The organism is Leclercia sp. UBA1284 (assembly GCF_002308415.1).
Classification (GTDB): domain Bacteria; phylum Pseudomonadota; class Gammaproteobacteria; order Enterobacterales; family Enterobacteriaceae; genus Enterobacter; species Enterobacter pneumoniae.
In genome coordinates, this window is record NZ_DBUS01000006.1 from 2,205,328 (window position 1) to 2,229,916 (window position 24,589).

The following is a 24,589-nucleotide window of genomic DNA, read 5'->3' on the forward strand; positions in this document are numbered from 1 at the left end:
GGGCGAATTCTAACAGAAAAAGAAAACGTTTGCGTAGGGATTTCCTTCCCATGCGTAAATAAAAAAGGCGTTGAAAAAATAGTCAACGCCTGTGGCGGGTTACGTCTCTGCGGACGGATGCCCCGGCCCTTATCGGTTAAGAAACGGGCCTATAGCGCGCGTCAGTTCGCGCTATAATTCATCACCACACCCCTCAACCCTGAGAGCTGATTGAGTTCTCCCAGCGAGCCTTTTAGCTTCTCTTTTGAGGCATCAGGCCCGACGAGAATACGGGTGATTTTACCTTGTACCGGTGTACCAGGTGAAGTGTAAGCGCGATACCCCGCGCCACGGAGTTTGGCAACGATCTCGTTAACCTTATCCGCATTTTTCAGCGCGCCGAGTTGCACCACATATGCTTTGCCAGTCGGTGCGGGCTTCTCTTCCGCTGCCGGTTTCGCTGGAGGCGTTTCCGTGGCTGCGGCCAGTTGGTCGCGAGTATTATCACGCTGCGGCTTCGGCTGCGGTTTCTCGGCAGGCTTCGGTTTTTGTACCGACTTTGGCGCAGGCTGTTCAGCCTGTACCGGCACGGGATCCAGTTCGCCATTATTACTGGCGGCCATGCGCGCAGGATCTATTGACGGCGCAGCGGCATCGCCTGCCTGCACCTCTTCAGCGGCGCCTTCAGGCGGCTGAGCAGGCAGGGCCTGCGTCGCGGCAGGCAGCATATCCGGCTCATCACGGTCGCCAGGTTTTGGTACCAGCGGGATCGCCGCGAACTCATCCTGATAATGTTTTTTCTGCCCGTCGAGCAGCCCCGGGAGGATAATCACCCCCAGCGCTACCAGCACAATGGTTCCTGCTAAACGGTTCTGAAACTTACTTGCCACCGGTTCTCCCCGCGTCCATCACTTCCATGACATGTGCCACCGTGTGGAACGACCCACACACCAGCACGGTATCTTCTGGTCTGGCATCGGCCATGGCTGCATGCCATGCCTGCTCCACGCTCTCAAAGCGTTTGCCTTCGCCGAGGTGTTCCGTCAGCTGTTCGGCAGACGCGCCGCGTGGACCTTCCAGAGGAGCACAATACCAGCTATCGACCGCACTCTCCATGCAGGCCAGCGTCCCCGCAATGTCTTTATCATGAAGCATACCGATAACCGCCAGGACACGCCCGGTTTTTGGCAAGCTTTTGAGACGTCCTGCAAGGTACGCCGCAGCGTGGGGGTTATGGGCGACGTCAAGTATCACGCGCGGTGCGTCACTGACAATCTGAAAACGTCCCGGCAGTATGGCATGCTGAACGCCCTCCCGAATCGCCTGCTCGCTAACGGCCAACCCACTGGCTCGCAGGGCAGCAAGCGCGGTGGCGGCGTTCGGCTGCGGCACCTGCGGTAGCGGCAAGTTTTCGAGCACGCCCTTCGCGTCGCTAAAGCGCCAGTCGTGTTCGCTCACGGCATAATGCCAGTCAACGTCACGGCGCAGCAGCGTGGCGCCCTTCTCCTGAGCCACATCGGCGATGGTATGCGGCATATCGGGCTCCCCCACTACGGCAGGTTTGCCGGGGCGGAAGATTCCCGCTTTTTCGCGGCCAATGCTTTCGCGATCCGGACCAAGCCAGTCGACATGGTCCAGCGCGATGCTGGTCACCACGGCCACATCCGCATCCACCATATTGGTGGCATCCAGACGGCCGCCGAGACCCACTTCCAGAATGACGACGTCAAGCTGCGCCTGCTTAAACAGCCACAGGGCCGAGAGCGTTCCGTACTCGAAGTAGGTTAATGAGATATCACCGCGCGCAGCCTCGATCTCGGCAAATGAAGCGGTGTGGGCTGCTTCGGTGAGCTCCTGATTCTGTACGCGCACGCGCTCTGTGTAACGTACCAGGTGCGGGGAGCTGTACACCCCCACTTTGTAGCCGGCGGCCATCAGCACCGCTTCCAGCGTACGGCAGGTCGTGCCCTTACCGTTAGTACCTGCGACGGTAAAGACAAAAGGGGCCGGTTTCAGAACATCAAGGCGCGCCGCCACCTGACTCACACGGGCAAGGCCCATGTCGATGGTTTTACTGTGCAGGTTTTCCAGATAAGAAAGCCACGCGGCCAGAGGCGACGTGGCTTGAGGGATTGGGTTCTTTTCCATGATGCGCACTTTTCAGTTACGGTGAGAAAGCAAAAGGGCAGCGCCGTCTGGCCCTGCCCTTTGCAGTTATCAGGCCTCGGGTTCCTGATGCGGTACGACCACGCCTTCGCGCGGCTCATCCGGAGACGGCGATGGCAGATTCATCAGCTTCGCCAGGATGCTTGCCAGTTTCAGGCGCATTTCCGGGCGGCGGACGATCATGTCGATAGCGCCTTTCTCGATGAGGAATTCACTGCGCTGGAAGCCCGGCGGCAGTTTTTCACGTACCGTTTGTTCGATAACACGCGGACCGGCAAATCCGATCAGCGCTTTAGGTTCAGCCACGTTCAGGTCGCCCAGCATGGCAAAGCTCGCTGATACGCCGCCCATGGTCGGGTCAGTCAGGACGGAGATGTACGGCAGTCCACGCTCCTGCATTTTAGCCAGTGCCGCAGAGGTTTTCGCCATCTGCATCAGTGACATCAGCGCTTCCTGCATACGCGCCCCGCCGGAGGCGGAGAAGCAGATCAGCGGGCAGTTGTCTTCCAGCGCCTGCTCAACGGCACGCACGAAGCGCGCGCCCACGACAGAACCCATCGAGCCGCCCATAAAGGCGAACTCAAACGCCGCCGCGACAACCGGCATCTCGTGCAGCGTGCCTTTCATCACAACCAGGGCGTCTTTCTCGCCGGTCTCTTTCTGTGCAGAGGCCAGACGATCTTTGTATTTCTTGGAGTCACGGAACTTCAGCACGTCTTTCGGCTCAAGTTCGCTACCCAGTTCTACCAGAGATCCCTCATCCAGCAAGCTATGCAGGCGGTTACGCGCCGACATACGCATGTGGTGGTCGCACTTCGGACAGACCTCAAGATTACGCTCGAGCTCGGCGCGGTACAGGACCTGACCGCAGCTGTCACACTTGGTCCACACCCCTTCAGGAATACTCGCCTTGCGGGTGGGGGTTATGTTGCTTTTAATTCGTTCAATCCAGCTCATTGATAACCTTTCTGCCTGAACCTGGTTCTATGCCAGTTTTGCTGTAAGGGGCGCATAATGCCATTTTTGCCCCCAACAGACCATGAATGTTGCACATTAAAACATAACAGCCCGAAACTTTGGACAAAAAAGTGGTCGAACCGCTAATGCGCCTTTACTTCGCTTGCTTTGCCGCCGCGCGTCGGTGACGAATAATCTCAATCACGCCCGGCAGGATGGACACCACAATTATCCCAACGATCAGGAGTTTAAGGTTTTCCTGAATCATCGGAATGGTGCCAAAGAAATAACCCGCGTAAGTAAAGCTGAGCACCCACAACAGGGCCCCCGTCACGTTATAGAGGGCAAAATGACGGTAGGACATATGCCCCATCCCCGCAACAAAGGGCGCAAACGTCCTGACGATAGGCACGAATCGCGCGAGGATAATGGTTTTTCCGCCGTGCTTCTCGTAAAACGCGTGGGTTTTATCCAGATAGCTGCGACGGAAAATTTTCGAGTTCGGGTTACTGAATAACCGCTCGCCGAACAACCGCCCTATAGTGTAGTTCACCGCATCGCCGACGATAGCGGCAATCAGCATTAGCACCACCATCAGGTGAACGTTCAGATCGTTGGTCTCAAGCGACGCCAGCGCGCCCGCGACAAACAGCAGCGAATCGCCCGGTAAAAACGGCGTCACCACCAGCCCGGTTTCACAAAACAGGATCACAAACAGAATGGCATACACCCAGACGCCGTATTGCGCCACCAGTTCAGCCAGGTGAACATCAATATGCAGAATGAAATCAATCAGAAAGCGAATTAAATCCATATTGTCTTAGCCTTAATTGCACATGCGCTTAGTCCGCTAAAAACAGCGGTCCCATTGGCGGCTTCGGTAGGTCAAAATGGTCCGGATAATCCACAGAGACCAGATACAGCCCTTCCGCTTTCGCCGTTGCTGCCGCCAGCGTTCTGTCCTTTGCCGCTAACAGCTCTGCAATCCAGCTCTCCGGCTGGTGTCCGGCACCCACTTCCATCAGGCTGCCTGTAATATTCCGCACCATATGATGTACAAAGGCATTGGCTTTGATGTCCACCACCACATACGCGCCATAACGACTGACGTTAATGTGCATCACGTTACGCCACGGTGTGCGCGACTGGCACTGCACCGCACGGAACGAGGTAAAATCATTTTCACCCAGCAGACTCTGGGCCGCGCGATGCATACGATCGGCATCCAGCGGCTCATAGTAATGGGTCACCCCCTGGCCTAAGACCGCGGGGCGAAGACGCTGATTGTAGATGATGTAGCGATAACGGCGCGCGGTGGCGCTAAAGCGCGCATGAAAATCATCCGGCACATCTTTGACCCAACGCACCGCGATGTCACCAGGTAAATTCGCATTTACACCCAGCGTCCATGCCGCGTCTTTACGCACAGCAGTAGTGGTGAAATGCACTACCTGGCCCGTGCCATGCACCCCCGCATCGGTACGACCGGCACAGAAGACGCTGATGGGTTCATTCGCCACCTGAGAGAGCGCTTTTTCCAGCTTTTCCTGGACGCTGCGCACCTCATTCTGGCGCTGCCAGCCATAATATTTACTGCCATCGTACTCAATGCCGAGGGCAATCTTATGTACTGGCTTGTGTTCCACTTCTGACATCAGTACAGATACTCCTGCACCAGTTTTTCGGCGATCTTCACCGCCATCAGCGCGCCGCCGAAACGGACGTTATCGGCAACCGACCAGAACTGTACCTGTTCCGGCATGCCGTAATCGTTACGCACACAGCCTACGGAAAGCTGCCCGTTGCCCGTCGCGTCGCCGACCTGCGTCGGGAACTCACTCTCTTCGCTCAGGACAATATCCTCGCCGCGCGCAAAGGCATCGCGGGCCTCTTCTGCCGCCAGCGGGCGCAGCGCTTCGAAATTCACCATCTGAGCGTGGCCGTAGAAGACCGGCGACTGCACGCAGCTGGCGGAGATCATCAGCCCTTCGTCCTGCATAATTTTGCGGGTTTCATCGACAATACGGCGCTCATCAGCCACGCTACCTTCCCGATCCGGCAGGAGTGGCAACATATTGAAAGCCAGCTGACGTCCGAAGAAATCGTCTTCGTCGACAGGAATACCATTCAGTAGCTTCGCGCTCTGCCCTGCCAGGGCATCCACCGCTTTTTTACCCCGCGCGGAGGCGGAGAGCAGGCTGGTAACGGTGATGCGCGATAAGCCGCCATCGTCGATCAGCGGTTTCAGCGCGGTAAGCAGCTGGCTGGTGAGGCTGTTCGGCACGGCAATGATGTTGCGATTGCGATAGTCGGCCAGCACAAAGGGGTTAACATCCGGCACGACCAGCGGGACATCGGGTTCAAGGGCAAACAGACCGCTCAGGTCAATGACCAGACAGCCCGCATTGGTCGCCTCTTCGGCATAGGCTGCGCTGGCTTCAACGCCCGCGGCGAAGAAGGCCAGTTGGGCCTGGGTCCAGTCGAACTGTGCGGCATCCTGTACCATCACCGATTTACCGGCAAAGCGCAGATACTCCCCCGCGCTCTCGGTACGCGCCAGGGCAAAGATCTCACCCACTGAGAACTGACGCTCGGCAAGCGTTTCAAGCAGGGCTTCGCCCACGGCACCCGTGGCGCCCAGTATGGCAATGTTCCAGCCTTCAGACATGGTGGTTTACTCCAGAAAAAAGCGTCCCTGCCGGGATCGCCGACAGGGAGCATAAAGAAGATATTAACGTACCGGATGATGAACGGCGTTGAAACCCAGCTTATGCAGCATGGACGCGGCATTGGCGTCATCACACATGATATACAGGGAAGACCATTCGCGACGTTCATGGTAATGCTTTCGCAGCTTGTCAAATTCACCCGGAATACCCGCCACTTTACGCAGCAGCGCGTCATCGCGGCGCACATCATACACTAAATGGACCAGCCTTTTTAGCGTCGACTCATCGAATGGGCCATGCAGGGTCAGGCGACCGAACTCAGGCGTCGGCAGCAGCGTGTCGAGCGCTACCTGCTGCGCCTGGCCAATGAAGGCGCTATAGGCCTCAAAGACCTGGGTGGTGCCGCGCGCTTTCCCCTCAAGGGTGTAGCCTGCAATGTGCGCGGTGCCAATATCCACCTTCGCCAGTAATTCGACGTTGAGATCCGGCTCCGGCTCCCACACGTCCAGCACCACGCTCAGATCCTGTCCGGCGTCGAGACGGTTCAGGAGCGCGGCGTTATCCACGACAGGCCCGCGACAGGCGTTAATCAGAATAGTGCCAGGCTTAAGGGCGCGGAGGAGTGCGTCGTCGACGAGGTGCAGCGATTTATAAGGACCATCTTTGAAGAGCGGGGTATGGAAAGTCAAAACGTCACACTCTGCCACCAGCTGCTCCAGCGAATGGAACTCGCCTTCGTCACCCCGATCGGCACGCGGCGGATCGCAAAGCAGCGTACGTATGCTTAGCGCCTCAAGGCGTTTTTGCAGGCGACCGCCCACATTCCCCACCCCGATAATGCCCACGGTGCGATCGCGCAGGGCAAAGCCGTCGCGTTCGGCCAGCATTAAGAGAGCGGAAAAGACATACTCCACCACTGCGATGGCATTACAGCCGGGGGCGGCAGAAAAGCCAATACCGGCCTGTTTCAGCCATGTATCATCCACATGATCGGTGCCTGCTGTTGCGGTGCCGACAAATTTCACCGGCTTACCGGCCAGTAACGCCTCATTCACCTTCGTTACCGAGCGCACCATCAGGGCATCCGCGTCGTCCAGTTCCGCGACGGGGATGGGGCGACCAGCAACCGCTTTTACATCGCCCAGACGGCTGAAAAGCTCACGCGCGTAAGGCATATTTTCATCAACGAGGATTTTCACGGCTGAGTACCTGTTTGAGAGGAAGAAAACCTGCCAAGTGTGCCATAATCTCGCCGCCAGGCATACACGTAAACCCGGTTTACGGTGAGTAATGACTTTAAGGATTGATAGACGATGCAGCCCATTTCAGGCACGCCGCCGCGCCCTCCGGGTGAAGGTCCCGTAGCCCCTTCGAACGTTGGCGAACAGCCTCTCTCCACGCAGCAGCGCACCGTGCTGGAGCGCCTTATTACGCGTCTTATTGCGCTAACGTCGCAACAAAACGCGGAGGTCTGGGCCGGGGTTAAGCATGATCTGGGGCTAAAGAACGATACTCCGTTGCAATCGCGCCACTTCCCTGCGGCCGAACAGAATCTCAACCAGCGCCTTAACGCTGCGCAGCAGAATCACACTACGCGTCAGATGGTGTCACAACTGACGGAGTTGTTAAGCCAGGGGAATAACCGCCAGGCGGTGAGTGATTTTATTCGCCATGAGTTCGGACACACGGCGCTAAGCCAGTTGACGCCGGAGCAGCTAAAGACGGTGCTGACGCTTTTACAGAACAAAGAGCTGACCATCCCTCAGCCGCAACAGCGGCCCGCGACGGAACGTCCGCTTCAGCCTGCCGAGCACAACACCCTTAAACAGATGGTCACCCGGCTGGCTGCCGCTACCGGCGAGCCAACGAAGCTTATCTGGCAGTCGATGCTGGAGCTTTCAGGGGTGAAGGCGGGAGAGCTCATCCCGGCGAAACAGTTCACCCATCTGGTTACCTGGCTGCAGGCGCGCCAGACGCTGAATGCCCAGAGTGCGCCAACGCTGCACACGGTGCAGGCCGCGCTGAAACAGCCACTGGAGCCACAGGAGTTCGAGACGATACGCGACTATGCCCAGCAGAACTGGCAGGCGACGCCGCAAACGGTGCTGACGACCGCTCAGGTGCAGGATATCCTGAACCAGATCTTCGTTCGCCGTGCCGAACGTGAGAGCGGCGTGCCAGAGGCTCGCAATATTCAGCCTATTTACAGCCCGCTGTTTGCCCCGGTTGTAGAGACATTCCGAACGCTGACTGCACGTCCGGGATTGATGTTTGTGGCGCTGATGGTCGCGCTGGCGCTGTTCTGGCTGGTGGTCTGACAGGCTTCTCCTCAAGGATGAGGAGATCCCCCGGCAGCGAGCTACCCTTTACGAAATGCCAGCAGCGTAACGACAATCCCCACGACGGCTGAAACGGCCCCTGCCAGAAATACCGACGGATAACCCATCGAGGTTGCCAGTAGCCCTGCCAGCGGGCCGGTTACGCCGTACGAGATATCCTGAAACGCCGCATAACCACCCAGTGCCGTGCCGCGCACCTGCGGCGCCACACGCTTCACCACTTCTACGCCCAGCGCCGGGAAGATGAGCGAACAACCGCAGCCGGTTAGCGCCGCCCCGAGGAGTGCAACCGAAGCCACTGGCGCTTGCCACAACATCAGCAGACCTACCGTCTCGATCGCCAGCGACGCGACGGCAACCTTTACCCCGCCAAAGCGATCCGGCATCCAGCCAAAAAGCACGCGCATCAGTACAAAAGCGCCGCCAAACGCCGTCAGGGTAAAGCCCGCCATTGCCCAGCCGCGGCTCATAAAGTAGAGCGACACGAAGGTCCCAATAACGGCGAATCCCACTCCCTGCAACGCCAGCCCCAAGCCCGGCTGCCAGATCTGCCCGACTACGCTCCATAGCGATGGTCGCTCGCCTTTATGGGCAGGCACCTTTCGTACCGGGCCATTAAAGGCCCAGGCCAGCAATGGCAGTAGCATGGTGGTGCCAGCCAGCGCAGCAAAACCAAAATGGCTGTGAATCAGCAGGCCCAGCGGCGCACCCGCCGCCAGAGCACCGTAGATAGCCATACCGTTCCAGGACATCACTTTCCCGGAGCGCGCAGGGCCAACCAGCCCCATTCCCCAGGTGAGGGTCCCGGTCAGAAGCTGGCTTTCACCAAAGCCCAGAATAAGGCGACCTACAATGAGCAGCGCGAATTTCACCACTGCATCTACCGGCAGTAGCGCCGCCAGCAGCCAGGCACCGCCGGCCAGTCCACAGGCAAACATCCCCTGTAACGCCGAACGTTTGGCGCCATGCTGATCCGCCAGTCGCCCGGCGTAGCCACGGGTTAGTACGGTAGCTAAAAACTGAACACCCACGGCAATGCCGACCAAAGTATTGCCGTAGCCCAGCTCCTGGTGAACAAACAGGGGGATCACTGGCAGCGGCAGGCCGACGGTCATGTAGGTGAGAAACACCGCGAAGGCGATGCGAAACAGCGAGACATTCGCTGAAGAGGTTTCTTGTTGGGTTACTGCTGTCATGCTTTACTCCGAAATGAAGAGTAAGGCGGGGAGAAATGCCACGCCCCCTCTACCTGACGATCAGGATTAAGGTGCGTTGGTTGACGTTAAACGCTTACGCATTACCGTGATGATAATGTTGAGCCGGGAAGTTTGCCTGTCGGATCAGCATCTTGTCAACGTAAAAAAGGGAGCCCTGAGGCTCCCTTTTTGCAAACTGCCTGAACTTACGCGTTCAGCTTACGCATCACCAGCGTGGCATTGGTACCACCAAAACCGAAGCTGTTAGACATAACAGTATTCAGTTCACGCTCGGTTGGCGCAGTTACGATGTTCAGACCCGCAGCCTGCTCGTCCATCTCCTCGATGTTGATGCTTGGGGCAATAAAGCCGTGTTCCAGCATCAGCAGAGAGTAGATAGCTTCCTGCACGCCAGCAGCACCCAGAGAGTGGCCGGTCATCGCTTTGGTTGCAGAGATAGCCGGGCTGTTGTCGCCGAAGACTTCACGAATCGCACCCAGTTCTTTCACATCGCCTACCGGCGTGGAGGTGCCGTGGGAGTTCAGGTAATCGATTGGGGTGTCAATGCCGTGCATCGCCATCTTCATGCAGCGCACTGCGCCTTCGCCAGACGGAGCAACCATATCTGCACCATCGGAAGTTGCACCGTAGCCAACGATTTCAGCGTAGATGTGAGCACCACGCGCCAGGGCGTGTTCCAGCTCTTCAACCACAACCATGCCGCCGCCGCCTGCGATAACGAAACCGTCACGGTTTGCATCATAAGTACGGGAAGCCTGGTCAGGCATTTCATTGTATTTGGTAGAGAGCGCGCCCATTGCGTCGAACTCACAGGCCATTTCCCAGCCCAGCTCTTCGCCGCCGCCAGCAAACACGATGTCCTGTTTACCTAACTGGATCTGCTCAACCGCGTTACCGATGCAGTGCGCGGAGGTCGCACAGGCAGAGCTGATGGAGTAGTTAACGCCATGGATTTTGAAAGGGGTTGCCAGGCACGCGGAGACCGCAGAACCCATTGCTTTGGTGACGACATACGGGCCAACCGCTTTCAGACCACGCGGGCTACGCATTGCGTCAGCACCAAATACCTGCGCCTTAGACGAACCACCGGAACCGGCGATCAGACCCACACGTGGGTTGTTCTGATAAACGTCTTCGCTCAGGCCAGCATCAGCAATCGCTTCCTGCATGGAGAGATAAGCATAAATAGAGGCATCGTTCATGAAACGAACCACTTTGCGGTCGATCAAACCGGTGGTGTCCAGTTTGACGTTACCCCATACGTGGCTACGCATACCTGAATCTTTAAACTCTTCAGAGAAAGTGATCCCGGAGCGTCCTTCACGCAGAGATGCCAGGACTTCCTGCTGGTTATTACCGATGCTGGAAACGATGCCCAGGCCAGTAATCACTGCACGTTTCATTCAATACCTCTGTAAGTCGCACTAAAGTAAGTTTCGAGTCGCACAATAGCGTACACTTGTACGCCGAACAAGTCCGATCAGCCAATTTCTGCGGAAATTTGCACCCTCAGGCACACATCGCTAAGATCGTGCCACTGCCTGTCAGACGAGTAACTTACGTGAAACATAACGCTATACAACCCGCCAACCTCGAATTCAACGCTGAGGGTACACCTGTTTCCCGAGATTTTGATGACGTCTACTTCTCTAATGATAACGGACTGGAGGAAACTCGTTATGTTTTCCTCAACGGAAACCACATTCTTTCGCGCTTCCCTGACCACCCGCGCAGCCAGTTTGTGGTGGCTGAGAGCGGTTTTGGTACGGGTTTAAACTTTCTTACCCTCTGGCAGGCGTTTGCGCATTTCCGCACCGCACACCCCGACGCTACCCTGCAAAGATTACATTTCATCAGTTTTGAAAAATTTCCGCTGACCCAGGACGACTTGATCCTTTCGCATCAGCACTGGCCAGAACTCGCCCCCTTTGCAGAGCAGCTGCAAAAGCAGTGGCCCCTGCCGCTGGCGGGGTGCCATCGCCTGATCATGGACGAGGGGCGCGTCACGCTCGATCTGTGGCTTGGGGACATTAACGCGCTAACCGAAACCCTGGATGACTCGCTTAATCAGAAGGTCGATGCCTGGTTTTTAGATGGCTTTGCCCCGGCGAAAAATCCGGAGATGTGGAATGACAATCTGTTTTCTGCAATGGCGCGCCTGGTGCGCCCGGGCGGGACATTTGCGACCTTTACCTGCGCCGGTTTTGTCCGTCGCGGGTTAAAAGAGGCCGGTTTCAGCGTGCAGAAGGTAAAAGGTTTTGGCCGCAAACGGGAAATGCTGGTGGGGGTGATGGAGCAGGACAACGCCTCCCCGGCTCGCGCCCCCTGGTTTGCCCGCAGCGGCAGTGAGAAACGGGAAACGGCCATTATCGGCGGCGGCGTCGCCAGTGCCCTTCTCGCGCTGGCCCTGATTCAGCGCGGCTGGCAGGTCACCTTGTACTGCGCCGACGACGGCCCGGCCGCGGGAGCGTCCGGCAATCGCCAGGGGGCGCTTTACCCGCTACTCAGCGCTCACGATCCGGCCCTGAGCCGCTTTTTCCCCGCGGCCTTTACTTTCGCCCGTCGTTTCTACGATGCCCTGCCGGTTAGCTTTGATCATGACTGGTGCGGCGTAACCCAGCTCGGCTGGGATGAAAAAAGTCAGCAAAAAATCGACCAGATGCTTTCACTGGGGCTGCCGGCTCCCCTCGCCGCAGCGGTGAACGCGGCGCAGGTGCAGGAAACAACCGGGGTGGAAACCGGCTGCGGTGGCATTCAGTACCCGCTCGGCGGCTGGCTCTGCCCGGCAGAACTCACCGCAGGCGCTATCGCCCTCGCCTGCCAGCGCGGTTTACAGGTGCACTACGCCCGCACCGCAGCATCTTTAACGCGTGAAGAGGCACAGTGGACGATTACCTTTAGCGACGGCCAGCGCGAGCAGCATCACGCGGTAGTGCTGGCCAACGGGGAAAATATCAGTGGGTTCAGTCAGACAGAGGCCCTACCGGTTTATCCGGTGAGTGGCCAGGTCAGCCATATCCCGGCGGCGCCTCGGCTCAGCCAGCTGCGCCAGGTACTCTGTTATGACGGCTACCTCACGCCACAGAATCCCTCCAACGGCCAGCACTGTATTGGCGCCAGTTATCATCGCGGCGAGACCGAGGCTCGCTATCGCGAAGAAGATCAGCAGCATAATCGTCAGCGCTTGCTGGACTGCTTCCCCGATGCTGAGTGGGCTAAAGAGGTGGATGTCAGCGGCAAGCAGGCCCGTAACGGGGTGCGCTGCGCCTCGCGCGATCATCTGCCGATGATCGGTAACGCGGCAGATTACGACGCCACGCTGGCGCGCTATGCCGATCTGGCTGGCAATAAAGAGAACGCCGACTCTGCGCCGATGTGGCCCGATCTCTATCTGCTGGGTGCGCTGGGTTCGCGTGGCCTCTGCTCCGCGCCGCTGGCGGCAGAGGTGCTGGCATCGCAAATGAGTAATGAGCCTATTCCGCTGGATGCGACGACCCTGGCGGGATTGAATCCGAACCGGCTATGGGTGAGAAAATTGCTGAAAGGAAAGCAGGTAAAATAGGGGTACCTCCCTCTCCCGCGGGAGAGGGAGGGAAATGCTTAGTGCTTGCTGGCCTGCTGGAACAGGTTGTCCCACATGCCCACCACCAGAGACTGGTCGCGTGGGTTGAGTTCACCGGCCTGAATCGCTTTTTCAAGGCTGCGGCTCACCCCCTGGTGCACGGCCTGCGGAGAGTGATCGTCACCCGCTTCCAGCTCGGCAATCGCCAGCGTCAGGTGCCCACGCAGATAACCGCTGGCAAACAGTTCATCGTCACTGGCGTGCTCTACCATGTCATCAATTAACGCCAGGATGCGTGATTCAAATTCTGCGATCATCTTCTTTCCTCAATTAAGATCTTCCGGCCACGGGAACTGCTCCGCCGTTATGGCCGGTGTGTGATAATAGTTTTGCAGCGCCTGGATAAAGCGCGCCGGGCGTTCCGGTATTCCCTTATCCAGGTACGTCATGACCTGCGCATGCACGCGACGTTGAAACGCGATACGATCCGGTTCGCACTCGCCTTCCAGATTGTCGCAGCTGACGTTAAAGGGAAAACCCGCCGCGACGCAGAACAACCATTCGAGGGACTGCGGTTTCACTTCCACATCCTCAAATTGCCCCTGCGTCGCGGCGTCGCGACCGTCCGGGCAGTACCAGTACCCGAAATCGACCTGCTCGCGGCGGGCTTTTCCGGCAATGCACCAGTGTGAGATCTCGTGCATGGCGCTGGCGTAAAATCCGTGGGCAAAGACGATCCGGTTGTACGGCACTTCCGCATCTGCAGGAAGATAGATCGGTTCGTCGTCGCCTTTAATCAGACGGGTATTAAAATCATCGGCAAAGCAGCCGTCGAAAATGGCGATCAGCTGTTCATATTTATGCGTACTGTTCATTAGTTCATCCCCAACCAGCTGAGGATCTCCTGTCCGTGGCTGTCATAAAGTAGTTTTGCACTCATCACCGCCGAGACGATCACTATCATCGGACGAATGAGCTGTTGCCCTTTGCTGAGCACCAGGCGCGACCCCATTCGCGCTCCAAGAAATTGTCCTGCCATCATGACAAAACCGGTTGCCCAGATCACCTTACCGCCGATGATAAACAGCAGCAGGCCGCCCAGGTTCGAGGTGGCGTTGAGCATTTTGGCATGGGCGGTGGATTTAGCGAGGTTAAAACCGGCCAGAGTGACAAAGGCCAGCGCGTAGAACGACCCGGCCCCCGGCCCGAAAAAGCCGTCGTAGAATCCCACGCAACCCCCGGCGATGAGGGCAAACGGCAGACCGTGCAGTCGGCGCTGGCGGTCCTCTTCGCCCAGTTTTGGCATAAGCAGGAAGTAGAGACCAATGCAGATGACCAGCAGCGGCAGGATTTGACGTAAGATGTCGGACTGAACGTGCTGCACCAGCAGCGCCCCGCTCGTTGAGCCGATAAAGGTCATCAAAATATTGAGTTTCTGATCGGCAATGCTGACCACTTTGCGGCGCACAAAATAGAGCGTGGCGGAGACGGATCCCCCGCAGGCCTGCAGCTTATTGGTCGCCAGCGCTTGCGCCGGACTCATCCCTACCGCTAACAGCGCAGGGACAGTTAACAACCCGCCGCCGCCCGCCAGGGCATCGATAAAGCCCGCCAGCATAGCGACAAAAAAAAGTGCCAGCAGCAGCAGCGGTGACACCATAAATAACTCAACGAAATTATCCATTACAGTACATGCTCGTCCAGTAGCGCCTGACAGGAAGGGGGCAGCGGAGGCGGTGTCTTCTTCTCAGGTTTAGTGGTACCCGGTTTTGGCGGTTCAAACCAGCTTTGTAACTCCATGCCACAGCCGTCGCCATCCGGAGGCAAAGGCTGATCTTCACACTCCAGGCTGTTTGCCGGGCAGCGCAGCCGAACGTGCATATGCGCGCGATGCTGGAACCACGGCCGCACTTTGCGCAGCCAGTCACGATCGCTGCCGGCATCCTGGCAAAGACGCTGTTTAATGGCCGGGTTAACAAAGATGCGCGTCACGTCGTTGTCTTTTGCCGCAAGCTTGATCAGGCTAAATACCTCTGGGGTCCAGAGCGACGGCACCACGTTTTTGCCGTCACGCGCCACCAAATCCAGCGCCTGGGGCTTCAATAATTGCGAAGACGTCCAGCGTGTTTTAGGGAGTTGCAGGAAGATATCGACATCCAGCCCGGTCTGATGGCTGGCGTGGCCGCCATTGAAGCGCCCGCCCGCTGGCATCCCCATATCGCCTATCAGCATCGTTCCCAGCCCGAGAGTGTTAACCTGGGTACCCAGACGTTCGATAAACAAGACCAGATCCGGATGGCCGAAGTAACGTCGCTGATCGGTGCGCATGACTTGATACGTGCTGGATTGCAACGGCAGCGCTTGCGCGCCGACGATACAGCCGTTCGAGAAGGCGCCAATTGACTGCGCGCTTCCCGCCACCGGATGGGTAATCTTCTGCCACGGCGTCGCTGCCAGGCTGGCTCCGCTGGCAACCAGCGCCAGCAGAGCAATTGTGGTTTTTTTCATGTTTACCAGCGTGGAATGGTGGTCGTCACATCCGCATTCTGCGCGCGCTGGCGCAGGAAGTGATCCATCAGCACGATGGCCAGCATCGCTTCTGCGATCGGCACTGCGCGGATCCCCACACAAGGATCGTGACGCCCTTTGGTGATCATCTCAACTTCTTCGCCAGAGCGGTTAATCGTGTGACCCGGCACGGTGATGCTGGAGGTCGGTTTCAGCGCAATATTGGCCACGATGTGCTGACCGCTGCTGATACCACCCAGAATGCCGCCCGCATGATTGCTCTGGAAGCCCTCTTTGGTAATTTCATCGCGATTCTGGCTACCGCGCAGCGCCACAACGCCGAAACCGTCGCCAATCTCCACCCCTTTCACGGCGTTGATGCTCATCATCGCGTGGGCGATATCAGCATCCAGGCGGTCGAAGACCGGTTCACCCCAGCCCGCAGGAACGCCCTCCGCCACAACCGTGACTTTGGCACCGATGGAGTCGCCCTCTTTTTTCAGGCCACGCATCAGTTCGTCCAGCGCCTCAAGTTTATCGGCATCGGCACAGAAGAACGGGTTTTGTTCGACCTGATCCCAGTCTTTGATGGCCAGCGGAATGTCGCCCATCTGGGTCAGGCAGCCGCGGATCACAATGCCAAATTTCTGGGCCAGATATTTCTTGGCAATCGCCCCTGCCGCCACGCGCATCGCTGTCTCACGCGCAGAAGAGCGTCCGCCGCCGCGATAGTCGCGAAAACCGTATTTTTGTTCGTACGTGTAATCGGCATGGCCCGGACGGAACACATCTTTAATGGCGCCGTAATCCTGCGAGCGCTGGTCAGTGTTTTCAATCAGCAGACCAATGCTGGTGCCGGTTGTGCGGCCTTCGAAAACACCGGAAAGGATCTTGACGCTGTCCGGCTCGCGACGCTGCGTGGTGTAGCGCGAGGTGCCCGGGCGACGACGGTCGAGGTCGTGCTGTAAATCCGCTTCTGTCAGTTCGATGCCTGGCGGCACGCCATCAACGATACAGCCCAGCGCCAGCCCGTGTGACTCACCGAACGTGGTCACACGGAATAATTGTCCAATACTGTTTCCTGCCATCACGGCTCCGTTGTCGTTGTTCTGTATTTGAGCGTTGTGAAACGGGCCGAAGCCCGCTGGATTAATCTTTGTAGATGCTGAAGTATTCACGCGCTGCGATCAGCTGCGCTTTGGTCAGCATAAAGACGCCGTCGCCACCGTTGTCAAATTCGAGCCAGTTGAACGGCACATCCGGGTACTGCTCTATCAGATGTACCATGCTGTTGCCCACTTCACAAATCAGAACGCCGTCGTCGGTCAGGTACTCTGGCGCGCAGGCCAGAATGCGGCGGGTCAGTTTCAGGCCGTCGCTACCGGAGGCAAGACCCAGCTCTGGTTCGTGGCGATACTCGTTTGGCAGATCGGACATATCTTCCGCATCGACGTACGGCGGGTTGGTGACAATCAGATCATATTGCAGCTTCGGCAAATCGCGGAACAGATCGGAGCGGATCGGCGTAACGTGATGGATCAGGCCATGCTCTTCGATGTTATGTTCCGTCACCGCCAGCGCGTCGGAAGAGATATCGACCGCGTCCACCTCCGCTTCCGGGAAGGCGTAAGCACAGGCAATGGCGATACAGCCGCTACCGGTGCACATATCCAGAATATGTTCAGGCTGATGGTCGATAAGGCCAGAGAACTGATTGTTAATCAGCTCACCAATAGGCGAACGCGGAACCAGCACGCGCTCATCTACGTAGAATTCGTGGCCGCAGAACCAGGCTTTATTGGTGAGGTAGGCTACCGGAATACGCTCGTTCACACGGCGAATGACGCGCTCAACGATACGGTGTTTCTCGCTGGAGGTCAGGCGCGCAGTGCGCATATCTTCAGGGATATCCAGTGGCAGATAGAGCGACGGCAGAACTAACTGCACCGCTTCGTCCCACGGGTTATCAGTACCGTGACCATACCAGATGTTGGCGGCGCTGAAGCGGCTAACCGACCAACGCAACATGTCCTGAATGGTATGCAGCTCATTCACTGCTTCATCGACAAATATTTTATCCACTTTTCCCTCCAGGGCATGCTCGCTAATTTTTCGGCGGCTAGTTTGCCATGAAGACGGCGATAAATCAGCATTGTCAGCAACGGCTGGCGTTTAAAAAATGCGTTTTGCGGGGCGGGTAGTCAGGTACACTGTGGCAAACAGAAGATGAGACGACCAAATGAAAAAGAAAACATCGCTCAGCGAGGAGGATCAAACGCTGTTTCGTCAGCTCATGACCGGCACGCGTAAAATTAAGCAGGACACCTTTGTCCACCGCCCGCAGCGTAAAAAAATCACCGAGCTACCGGTAAAACGCCTGATCTCAGAGCAGGCCGATGCCAGCCACTATTTCTCGGATGAATTTCAGCCGCTGCTGAATACGGAAGGGGCGATGAAGTATGTGCGCCCGGATGTGAGCCACTTCGAGCTGAAGAAATTGCGTCGGGGAGATTATTCGCCGGAGTTATTTCTCGATCTGCACGGATTAACCCAGATGCAGGCCAAACAGGAGCTGGGCGCATTGATCGCCGCCTGCCGTCGGGAGCATGTTTTCTGCGCCTGCGTGATGCACGGCCACGGAAAGCATATCCTCAAACAGCAAACCCCGCTCTGGCTTGCCCAGCATCCGCATATTATGGCTTTTCATCAGGCACCCAAAGAGTACGGTGGAGATGCCGCATTACTGGTGCTGATTGAGGTGGAAGAGTGGCAGCCGCCTGAACTGCCCTGACAGAAAGGCGGGTGCTAAGCGCCCCGCCTTAATGACATTGTCGTCAGATGGCTTTGGCCATCTTTAGATTGCAAGGGCCGATCTGCCAGTTAAATACCCCTTTACCCGACTCATCGAGGGTGACATTCGCTATCCCTGAGGTGCTGAACATCGGCGGCGTTTCGCCCGGGCAGAGTTCAGAAACCAGATAACCAACCAGTGGCAGGTGGGAGATGATCAGCGCCGAGGCGACACCTTCATTGCACAGGGCCTGAAGATAGGCACTGACCAGACCGACATCGCCGCCCGGAGTAAGCTCAGGCAGAACATCGACCTCTTTTGGCAGGTTCATACACTCCCCTACCACATCCAGCGTCTGTTCAGCTCGCAGATACGGGCTCACCAGGACACGTTCAATATCCACTTTTTGCCCTTTCAGCCAGGTAGCCATCTGACGGGATTCGTCACAGCCGCAAGGTGTAAGAGGACGGACAGAGTCACTGGCGGCTTCAAGAGCCGCGTCGCCGTGACGCATGATAAAAACTTGCATATTGCACCGCTTTTGTTGACCAGGATCATCGGCGTTCACAACCTGCAAAAATTGCAGGGTAGCAAACCCAATGGCCGGGCATTGTGCCTGATCCCATCGTTGAATGAAACGCCGTTTTTTACCTCATCGGCGTAATTATAGTCAATGCCCGTTTACAATTTGGACAGAGACCCTTCATTCAACGAAGGATTTACTCTTCTTTGACCTTAACTTACAAGATCAGTTTCTTTTGCTGGCCAGAATTTCAGCCCCTGCGCGGCCATCTGCAATAGTGCGTCGCACGGTGCGAACCGTGGGCCATATTGCGCAGCCAGACGCTGCAACGTTGCAACCACTTCACCCGCTCCCAGCGTATCCATATACCTGAACGGGCCACCCAGGAAAGGTGGAAAACCGATACCAAACACCGCACCGATATCGCCATCCCGGGCGTTTTTGATCACACCCTCGTCAAAGCAGCGCGCCGCTTCGTTAAGCATCATCATTACGCAGCGTTCTACGCACTGCGCTGCGGAGAGTTTGCTCTGCCCCTGTGACCTAATAAGCCCATAAATCGCTGGGTCAACTTGCTTCTTGCTTTTACGCCCTTTTGCAGCGTAAAGATAGAAACCACGGCCATTTTTTCTGCCTTTGCGATCGTCATTCAAAATCGCTGCAACGATGTTTGCAGGGGCAGCAAATCGTTCACCGTAAGCACTTTCCAGTACAGGAATAATTTTAGTTCCGGTATCAATTCCTACCTCATCCAAAAGTTGGATTGGGCCGACGGGGAAACCAAATTTCACCAGTGCGTCGTCGATATGCTCGACCTTTTCCCCTTCGGTGAGTAGACGCATCGCCTCATTAATGTAGGGAGCAAGAATACGGTTCACGTAGAAACCGGCTTTATCCGCCACCACGATCGGCGTTTTTCCCTGCTTTTTCGCCAGACTGACGATAGTTGCCACGGTTTGCGGACTGGTCGCAGCGTGTGGAATCACCTCCACCAGCGGCATTTTTTCAACCGGACTAAAGAAATGGAGCCCGATCACTTGCTCCGGCCGCGCAGCAAGGGCGGCAATATCACTAATCGGCAGCGAAGAGGTATTTGACGCAAAAATGGTGTGCGCCGCGCAGTGCGCTTCAACCTCTGCCACCATCTGCTGTTTAAGAGCCAGATCTTCAAACACCGCCTCGATCACCACATCCCGGTGATGAAATCCGCTGTAGTCCGTGGTGCCGGAGATCATCCCCAGGGTTTTATCGCGCTCGCTGGCTTTAATATGGCGCCGTTTGACCTTGTTATCAAGCTGCTGCCAACTGTGCTGCAGCGCATGATTGATCCCTTTTGGATTGATGTCTTTAATACGTACTGGCACTCTGGCCTTGCTGGCGCTGACAAAGGCAATTCCCCCTCCCATCAGTCCGCCCCCCAGCACGCCAACTGCATTGAGCGGACCAGATTGAGCCTCGCTGCCGGGATCTTTTTTCAGATCGGTACTGGCAAAAAAGAGACTGCGTAACGCCTGCGATTCGGGGGTCATCGCCAGTTCACCAAAGGCTTTCGCTTCAGCGGCATAACCGCTGCTGCTGCCCTGAGCAAGACCTGTCTCCACCACCTCGAGAATGCGTTTTGCCGCCGGGTAGTTTCCTTTGGTCTTCTGCTCGGTTTTTTTACCCACCATGCTGAAGAGCAAGGTGCGCCCCAGCGGCCCGGCCAGCACACGCTCGCGCACGGGCAGAAGGCGACGGGTCGTACGCCCCTGCAGGGCGCGCTCGACGGCCGCCTCAAGCAGAATGGAGTGCGGTACCACTTCATCCACCAGCCCCGCCTTCAGCGCCTGGCGCGGACGCAGTTGCTTGCCGGTGAGGATCATCTCCAGGGCCGTGCTGACACCCACCAGACGCGGCAGACGCTGCGTGCCGCCAGAGCCGGGAAGCAGGCCGAGCTGAACTTCCGGTAAACCGAGTACCGTTTTGTTGTCGTCAGTGCAGACGCGCCCATGACATGCCAGCGCCAGCTCAAGACCGCCGCCGAGACAGGCGCCGTGGATCGCGGCGATCGCCGGGATCGACAAGGCATGGATCTCGGCCATGATCTGCTGTCCCTGGCGGGCAAGATCTTCGGCAGCCTGTGCGTCAGGCGCACTGGCAATCATGTTGATATCGGCGCCGGCAATAAAGTTGTCGGGTTTTGCAGAAATGAACACCAGGCCGCGCAGCGCTTTGTTTTCACGCACCTGTTTGAGGATGGCACGCACCTGCGCGCCAAATTCGGCTTTCAGGGTATTCATCTTTTCGCCGGGGGCGTCGATGGTCACCACCGCCACGTTATCCAGCCGTACATGTAGGGTAAATGCTGTCATGTTATCCATTATTCCGCCTCCAGTACCATGGCTGCACCTAAACCACCCGCGGCGCAGGCGGTGACGAGGCCAAATCCACCACCGCGACGGTGCAGCTCGTGCAGCGTCTGGGTAATCATGCGCGCCCCGGTTGCCGCGAACGGATGTCCATAGGCAATAGATCCACCCAGCACGTTGAATTTGCTCTCATCAACCTCGCCGGTGGCATGAGAGCGGCCCAGTACATCACGGGCGAATCGTTCGCTGGCAAGCAATTGCAGGTTCGCCAGCGTCTGGGCGGCAAAAGCTTCGTGCATATCAATAAGGGTAAGATCGCCCAGGGTAAGACCCGCTCGCTCCAGCGCCAGTGGCGTGGACCAGGCAGGGCCCAGCAGCATGTCTTGCCAGACATCAATGGCGGTAAAGGCGTAGCTGCGCAGGTAGCCGAGCGGCGTGAGCCCCAGCTCTCTGGCACGAGATTCGGTCATCAGGATCACGGCGGCGGCACCATCGGTGAGCGGCGTGCTGTTTGCGGCCGTTACGGTGCCGTGTTTACGGTCAAAAGCCGGGCGCAGTTTGGCATAATCGGCAAGCGTTGATTGACCACGAATGTTGTTGTCTTCACTTAGCGGCTCACGGTATGGCGGGGTGTATGCCGTCATGACCTCCTGAGCCAGCTTTCCCTCCGCCCAGGCTTGCGCTGCGCGCTGATGGGAGCGATGAGCCAGCATATCCTGTTGCTCGCGGGTGATACCGTAGGTTTTTGCCATCTGTTCAGCGGTGTCGCCCATCCGCAGACCCGTGGAGTACTCGGCAACCGCAGGGGGCACCGGAAGCAGATCGCGCAGACGCAGCCGTGAGAAGAGTTTTAAACGTTGCCCCAGGGTCCGGGCTTTGTTGACGTCTACCAGCACCCGGGCCAGCGTTTTACTCACACCAATGGGGAGCACAGACGAGGAGTCAGCGCCGCCGGCAATACCGGCGCGAATGGTGCCCGCCATCAGGCTTTCGGCAACGTTAGCCACCGCCTGGAAGCTGGTGGCGCAGGCGCGGCTGACGCTGTAAGCATCGGTATGTACGTTCATATCCGTGCCCAGCACAATTTCACGCGCGATGTTTGGCGCTTCCGGCATTTGCACAACCTGGCCAAAGACCAGCTGTTCAATCACCTCGGGAGGTATTTCGCTGCGGGCAAGCATCTCCCCCACGACCATTTTTCCCAGATCGACAGCCGGTATCCCGTGAAACGCCGTTGCCTGGCGGGCAAAGGGGGTACGTAATCCACTGACAATGGCAATGCGATCGCCCTGACGGGTGATTAGCGGTAATGCCTGACTCATAACACTCCCCTGTAATGACAAAATTAAGCGCAAAGTGGTCTGACCTGATAACAGTCTTAACCAAATTTTTACATTAGCCAATCAGGAGGAAGAAAAATTGCGAGCGGTAACACAGAGAGGGAGAGAAAACGCCTCTGGAATCAGAGGCGTTGATGCGAATCTTAACGCAGCCCAAGCTGGAAAATCAGCGTTTCGGCTTCACAGGCAAAGACAAAATCGATATCCAGCTGCACGCCACCTTCGACTTCTTTGAAGGTAGGGGTGATCTGGCAAGGATCGGACTCCACGCCGCGCGCGCGTTCTGTTAATGCGGCAAGGGTCTCTTCAGCCTCGGCACGGGTGTCGAACACACGGCTGTATGAGGCGGTGCAATCGGAGTTGTCCATGATGGTGCCAACATCCATACAGCAGCAAACCGGGGTTTCATCAGCACTGCATTTACTCATAGTCGCTTTCCTCTCTTTTCGCGCAGGGCGCGAGCTAAACACGATGCTGATATTTTACTCCCCGGGGAATCCGCTCTCCAGTCGTTAATGGCGTAAAGCGCGACCCTGACGCTTTATCCCACTTAAAAATGATCTAAAACAAAAATCACCCATTCGGAGGAGTCCGATGGGCGGCAAAATTGCCAGCCAGATCCCGTTTCGAAAAACATGTTGTGCGAAATTAATAAACATACTTGCAACATTCCATCTGGTCAGACCTATACTCTCGCCACTGGTCTGATTTCTAAGTGTTACCTCAGACCCTACACTTCGCGCTCCTGTTACTCTATGTAACAAAAATTGCATAAAAATAACTCAATGAGGTTATGGTCATGAGCCAGAAAACCCTGTTTAAAAAAACTGCGTTAGCAGTCGCAGTGGCAATCGTCTCCACCTCCGCCTGGTCAGCGGGCTTCCAGCTTAACGAATTCTCTTCCTCGGGCCTTGGCCGTGCCTATTCCGGGGAAGGTGCAATCGCTGACGACGCAGGTAACGTGAGCCGTAACCCGGCCCTGATTACCCTGTTCGACCGTCCGACCTTCTCGATCGGTGCCGTTTATATCGATCCGGATGTTGACGTAAAAGGTAACTCAGCCCTGACGGGCAGTGCCAACCAGGACAATATTGCCCCGGTAGCCTGGGTGCCGAATATGCACTTCGTTATGCCAATCAATGAACAGTTTGGCTGGGGCGCATCCGTAACCTCTAACTATGGTCTGGCAACCGAATTTAATAATAATTATGGTGCCGGGATTTACGGCGGTAAAACCGATCTGACTACCGTTAACCTGAATCTGAGCGGTGCCTATCGTCTGAATAATAGCTGGAGCTTCGGTCTTGGTTTCGATGCCGTTTACGCGAAGGCCAAAATTGAGCGCTACGCAGGTTCCCTGGGTCCACTGCTGGCTGGCGGCTTGCAACAGCAGGGTGTCCCTTCCCAGCTGGTTGACGGTATCAACTCTCCGGACGATCAGATTGCTCACCTGAAAGGGGATGAGTGGGGCTATGGCTGGAACGCCGGTATCCTCTATGAGCTGGATAAAAACAACCGTTGGGGCCTGACCTATCGCTCTGAAGTGAAAATCGACTTCGACGGCGACTACAAGAGTTCTATCAATCCGGCGTTAAGCTCAATCTTCGCCAGCATGGGGATGACTCAGCTGCCAGCGGGCACCGGCGGCAGAACCGTTAACGGCTCCCTGACCCTGAATCTTCCGGAAATGTGGGAAGTTTCGGGTTATAACCGCGTTGCGCCGCAATGGGCGATTCACTACAGCCTGGCATACACCAGCTGGAGTCAGTTCCAGGAGCTGAAAGCGAAAGGCGACAATGGCCAGGTGCTGTTCCAGAAGGACGAAGGCTTTAAGGATGCGTATCGTATCGCGCTGGGTACCACTTATTATTACGATAAAAACTGGACCTTCCGCACCGGTATTGCCTTCGATGACAGCCCGGTTCCGGCTGACAAACGCTCTATCTCCATTCCGGACCAGGATCGTCTGTGGCTGAGTGCCGGTATGACGTATGCCTTCAACGATGATGCCTCTATCGACGTCGGTGCATCTTATATGCACGGCCAGAAAGTGAGCTTCACCGAAGGTGAAGGCGCTGCGGCTTACGACTTCAAATCTGAAGGGAAAGCCTGGCTGTTCGGTACGAACTTTAACTACGCGTTCTGATTTCGCGCAGGCAGTAAAAAAGGTGAGCTTCGCTCACCTTTTTT

Annotated in this window: 23 protein-coding genes; 4 read left to right on the forward strand and 19 right to left on the reverse strand. The window is 56.9% G+C overall.

Annotated features, from left to right (window positions below; genetic code table 11):
* Positions 1–161: 161 nt before the first annotated feature.
* The 7 genes from dedD to pdxB form a co-directional block, all read right to left on the reverse strand.
* Positions 162–869: a cell division protein DedD gene (dedD, locus tag B3511_RS13805; protein ID WP_286783253.1), complete on the reverse strand. Its 708-nt coding sequence runs from the start codon at positions 867–869 to the stop codon at positions 162–164.
* On the reverse strand, positions 859–2,127 hold the full coding sequence (gene folC / locus B3511_RS13810; protein ID WP_286783254.1) for a bifunctional tetrahydrofolate synthase/dihydrofolate synthase: 1,269 nt from the start codon (positions 2,125–2,127) through the stop codon (positions 859–861). The genes dedD and folC overlap by 11 nt, the downstream gene beginning before the upstream one ends.
* Positions 2,128–2,196: 69 nt before the next feature.
* Positions 2,197–3,102 (reverse strand): acetyl-CoA carboxylase, carboxyltransferase subunit beta, encoded by a 906-nt coding sequence (gene accD / locus B3511_RS13815; RefSeq protein ID WP_040074637.1) that lies wholly within the window; start codon positions 3,100–3,102, stop codon positions 2,197–2,199.
* Between the two features lie 154 nt (positions 3,103–3,256).
* Positions 3,257–3,916, reverse strand: a complete 660-nt coding sequence (locus B3511_RS13820) for a DedA family protein (protein WP_040074636.1) — start codon at positions 3,914–3,916, stop codon at positions 3,257–3,259.
* Positions 3,917–3,944: 28 nt separating this feature from the next.
* Positions 3,945–4,757, reverse strand: a complete 813-nt coding sequence (gene truA / locus B3511_RS13825; RefSeq protein ID WP_046884671.1) for a tRNA pseudouridine(38-40) synthase TruA — start codon at positions 4,755–4,757, stop codon at positions 3,945–3,947.
* Positions 4,757–5,770, reverse strand: a complete 1,014-nt coding sequence (locus tag B3511_RS13830) for an aspartate-semialdehyde dehydrogenase (protein WP_286783255.1) — start codon at positions 5,768–5,770, stop codon at positions 4,757–4,759. Before B3511_RS13830 ends, truA begins: the two co-directional genes overlap by 1 nt.
* Positions 5,771–5,833: 63 nt before the next feature.
* Positions 5,834–6,970 (reverse strand): 4-phosphoerythronate dehydrogenase PdxB, encoded by a 1,137-nt coding sequence (gene pdxB / locus B3511_RS13835; protein WP_286783256.1) that lies wholly within the window; start codon positions 6,968–6,970, stop codon positions 5,834–5,836.
* A 114-nt stretch (positions 6,971–7,084) separates the two neighbouring features.
* Here pdxB and flk point away from each other — a divergent pair, with 114 nt between their 5' ends.
* Entirely contained in the window at positions 7,085–8,089 is a 1,005-nt protein-coding gene (gene flk / locus B3511_RS13840) for a flagella biosynthesis regulator Flk (RefSeq protein WP_212477659.1), read from the forward strand.
* A gap of 41 nt (positions 8,090–8,130) precedes the next feature.
* Here the strand turns inward: flk and B3511_RS13845 are convergent, their stop codons facing one another.
* The gene (locus B3511_RS13845; protein WP_263617382.1) at positions 8,131–9,306 is read right to left on the reverse strand and encodes an MFS transporter; all 1,176 of its coding nucleotides are present in this window, start codon (positions 9,304–9,306) and stop codon (positions 8,131–8,133) included.
* 206 nt (positions 9,307–9,512) lie between these two features.
* Positions 9,513–10,730: a beta-ketoacyl-ACP synthase I gene (gene fabB / locus B3511_RS13850; protein WP_286783257.1), complete on the reverse strand. Its 1,218-nt coding sequence runs from the start codon at positions 10,728–10,730 to the stop codon at positions 9,513–9,515.
* A gap of 158 nt (positions 10,731–10,888) precedes the next feature.
* Between fabB and mnmC the strand changes: the two genes are divergently transcribed.
* Positions 10,889–12,889: a bifunctional tRNA (5-methylaminomethyl-2-thiouridine)(34)-methyltransferase MnmD/FAD-dependent 5-carboxymethylaminomethyl-2-thiouridine(34) oxidoreductase MnmC gene (mnmC, locus tag B3511_RS13855; protein WP_286783258.1), complete on the forward strand. Its 2,001-nt coding sequence runs from the start codon at positions 10,889–10,891 to the stop codon at positions 12,887–12,889.
* Between the two features lie 38 nt (positions 12,890–12,927).
* Here mnmC and B3511_RS13860 read toward each other — a convergent pair whose 3' ends face one another.
* From B3511_RS13860 to prmB, 6 genes are all read right to left on the reverse strand, one after another.
* Positions 12,928–13,206, reverse strand: coding sequence for a YfcL family protein (locus tag B3511_RS13860; RefSeq protein ID WP_040074625.1), 279 nt, complete (start codon positions 13,204–13,206; stop codon positions 12,928–12,930).
* A gap of 9 nt (positions 13,207–13,215) precedes the next feature.
* Positions 13,216–13,764 carry an elongation factor P hydroxylase gene (locus B3511_RS13865; protein ID WP_040074624.1) on the reverse strand — a complete coding sequence of 183 codons (549 nt, stop codon included), beginning with the start codon at positions 13,762–13,764 and terminating at the stop codon, positions 13,216–13,218.
* On the reverse strand, positions 13,764–14,573 hold the full coding sequence (locus B3511_RS13870; protein WP_040074622.1) for a sulfite exporter TauE/SafE family protein: 810 nt from the start codon (positions 14,571–14,573) through the stop codon (positions 13,764–13,766). Before B3511_RS13870 ends, B3511_RS13865 begins: the two co-directional genes overlap by 1 nt.
* On the reverse strand, positions 14,573–15,397 hold the full coding sequence (gene mepA / locus B3511_RS13875) for a penicillin-insensitive murein endopeptidase (RefSeq protein ID WP_286783259.1): 825 nt from the start codon (positions 15,395–15,397) through the stop codon (positions 14,573–14,575). The genes B3511_RS13870 and mepA overlap by 1 nt, the downstream gene beginning before the upstream one ends.
* A gap of 2 nt (positions 15,398–15,399) precedes the next feature.
* A complete protein-coding gene (gene aroC / locus B3511_RS13880) occupies positions 15,400–16,485 on the reverse strand; it encodes a chorismate synthase (RefSeq protein WP_040074620.1) in 1,086 nt (361 codons plus the stop codon).
* 61 nt (positions 16,486–16,546) lie between these two features.
* Positions 16,547–17,479 carry a 50S ribosomal protein L3 N(5)-glutamine methyltransferase gene (gene prmB / locus B3511_RS13885; RefSeq protein ID WP_286783260.1) on the reverse strand — a complete coding sequence of 311 codons (933 nt, stop codon included), beginning with the start codon at positions 17,477–17,479 and terminating at the stop codon, positions 16,547–16,549.
* Positions 17,480–17,636: 157 nt separating this feature from the next.
* Between prmB and smrB the strand changes: the two genes are divergently transcribed.
* Entirely contained in the window at positions 17,637–18,188 is a 552-nt protein-coding gene (gene smrB / locus B3511_RS13890) for an endonuclease SmrB (protein ID WP_040074618.1), read from the forward strand.
* Between the two features lie 43 nt (positions 18,189–18,231).
* Here the strand turns inward: smrB and sixA are convergent, their stop codons facing one another.
* The 4 genes from sixA to B3511_RS13910 form a co-directional block, all read right to left on the reverse strand.
* The gene (sixA, locus tag B3511_RS13895) at positions 18,232–18,717 is read right to left on the reverse strand and encodes a phosphohistidine phosphatase SixA (RefSeq protein WP_207292163.1); all 486 of its coding nucleotides are present in this window, start codon (positions 18,715–18,717) and stop codon (positions 18,232–18,234) included.
* Between the two features lie 206 nt (positions 18,718–18,923).
* Complete coding sequence (fadJ, locus tag B3511_RS13900) at positions 18,924–21,071, reverse strand: fatty acid oxidation complex subunit alpha FadJ (RefSeq protein ID WP_286783261.1); 2,148 nt, start codon at positions 21,069–21,071, stop codon at positions 18,924–18,926.
* On the reverse strand, positions 21,071–22,381 hold the full coding sequence (gene fadI / locus B3511_RS13905) for an acetyl-CoA C-acyltransferase FadI (RefSeq protein ID WP_286783262.1): 1,311 nt from the start codon (positions 22,379–22,381) through the stop codon (positions 21,071–21,073). The genes fadJ and fadI overlap by 1 nt, the downstream gene beginning before the upstream one ends.
* 161 nt (positions 22,382–22,542) lie before the next feature.
* Positions 22,543–22,827, reverse strand: a complete 285-nt coding sequence (locus B3511_RS13910; protein WP_040074614.1) for a YfcZ/YiiS family protein — start codon at positions 22,825–22,827, stop codon at positions 22,543–22,545.
* A 371-nt stretch (positions 22,828–23,198) separates the two neighbouring features.
* Between B3511_RS13910 and fadL the strand changes: the two genes are divergently transcribed.
* Positions 23,199–24,545, forward strand: a complete 1,347-nt coding sequence (gene fadL / locus B3511_RS13915) for a long-chain fatty acid transporter FadL (protein ID WP_040074613.1) — start codon at positions 23,199–23,201, stop codon at positions 24,543–24,545.
* The last annotated feature ends 44 nt before the right edge of the window (positions 24,546–24,589 follow it).

Bases quoted from the DNA above. Each gene is read 5' to 3' on its own strand.
- B3511_RS13820 (WP_040074636.1), bottom strand. From the start codon at position 3,916: ATGGATTTAATTCGCTTTCTGATTGATTTCATTCTGCATATTGATGTT.
- truA (WP_046884671.1), bottom strand. From the start codon at position 4,757: ATGTCAGAAGTGGAACACAAGCCAGTACATAAGATTGCCCTCGGCATT.
- fabB (WP_286783257.1), bottom strand. From the start codon at position 10,730: ATGAAACGTGCAGTGATTACTGGCCTGGGCATCGTTTCCAGCATCGGT.
- accD (WP_040074637.1), bottom strand. From the start codon at position 3,102: ATGAGCTGGATTGAACGAATTAAAAGCAACATAACCCCCACCCGCAAG.
- mepA (WP_286783259.1), bottom strand. From the start codon at position 15,397: ATGAAAAAAACCACAATTGCTCTGCTGGCGCTGGTTGCCAGCGGAGCC.
- aroC (WP_040074620.1), bottom strand. From the start codon at position 16,485: ATGGCAGGAAACAGTATTGGACAATTATTCCGTGTGACCACGTTCGGT.
- B3511_RS13830 (WP_286783255.1), bottom strand. From the start codon at position 5,770: ATGTCTGAAGGCTGGAACATTGCCATACTGGGCGCCACGGGTGCCGTG.
- fadJ (WP_286783261.1), bottom strand. From the start codon at position 21,071: ATGGATAACATGACAGCATTTACCCTACATGTACGGCTGGATAACGTG.
- B3511_RS13845 (WP_263617382.1), bottom strand. From the start codon at position 9,306: ATGACAGCAGTAACCCAACAAGAAACCTCTTCAGCGAATGTCTCGCTG.
- B3511_RS13870 (WP_040074622.1), bottom strand. From the start codon at position 14,573: ATGGATAATTTCGTTGAGTTATTTATGGTGTCACCGCTGCTGCTGCTG.
- B3511_RS13910 (WP_040074614.1), bottom strand. From the start codon at position 22,827: ATGAGTAAATGCAGTGCTGATGAAACCCCGGTTTGCTGCTGTATGGAT.
- smrB (WP_040074618.1), top strand. From the start codon at position 17,637: ATGAAAAAGAAAACATCGCTCAGCGAGGAGGATCAAACGCTGTTTCGT.
- B3511_RS13860 (WP_040074625.1), bottom strand. From the start codon at position 13,206: ATGATCGCAGAATTTGAATCACGCATCCTGGCGTTAATTGATGACATG.
- sixA (WP_207292163.1), bottom strand. From the start codon at position 18,717: ATGCAAGTTTTTATCATGCGTCACGGCGACGCGGCTCTTGAAGCCGCC.
- flk (WP_212477659.1), top strand. From the start codon at position 7,085: ATGCAGCCCATTTCAGGCACGCCGCCGCGCCCTCCGGGTGAAGGTCCC.
- fadI (WP_286783262.1), bottom strand. From the start codon at position 22,381: ATGAGTCAGGCATTACCGCTAATCACCCGTCAGGGCGATCGCATTGCC.
- B3511_RS13865 (WP_040074624.1), bottom strand. From the start codon at position 13,764: ATGAACAGTACGCATAAATATGAACAGCTGATCGCCATTTTCGACGGC.
- fadL (WP_040074613.1), top strand. From the start codon at position 23,199: ATGAGCCAGAAAACCCTGTTTAAAAAAACTGCGTTAGCAGTCGCAGTG.
- folC (WP_286783254.1), bottom strand. From the start codon at position 2,127: ATGGAAAAGAACCCAATCCCTCAAGCCACGTCGCCTCTGGCCGCGTGG.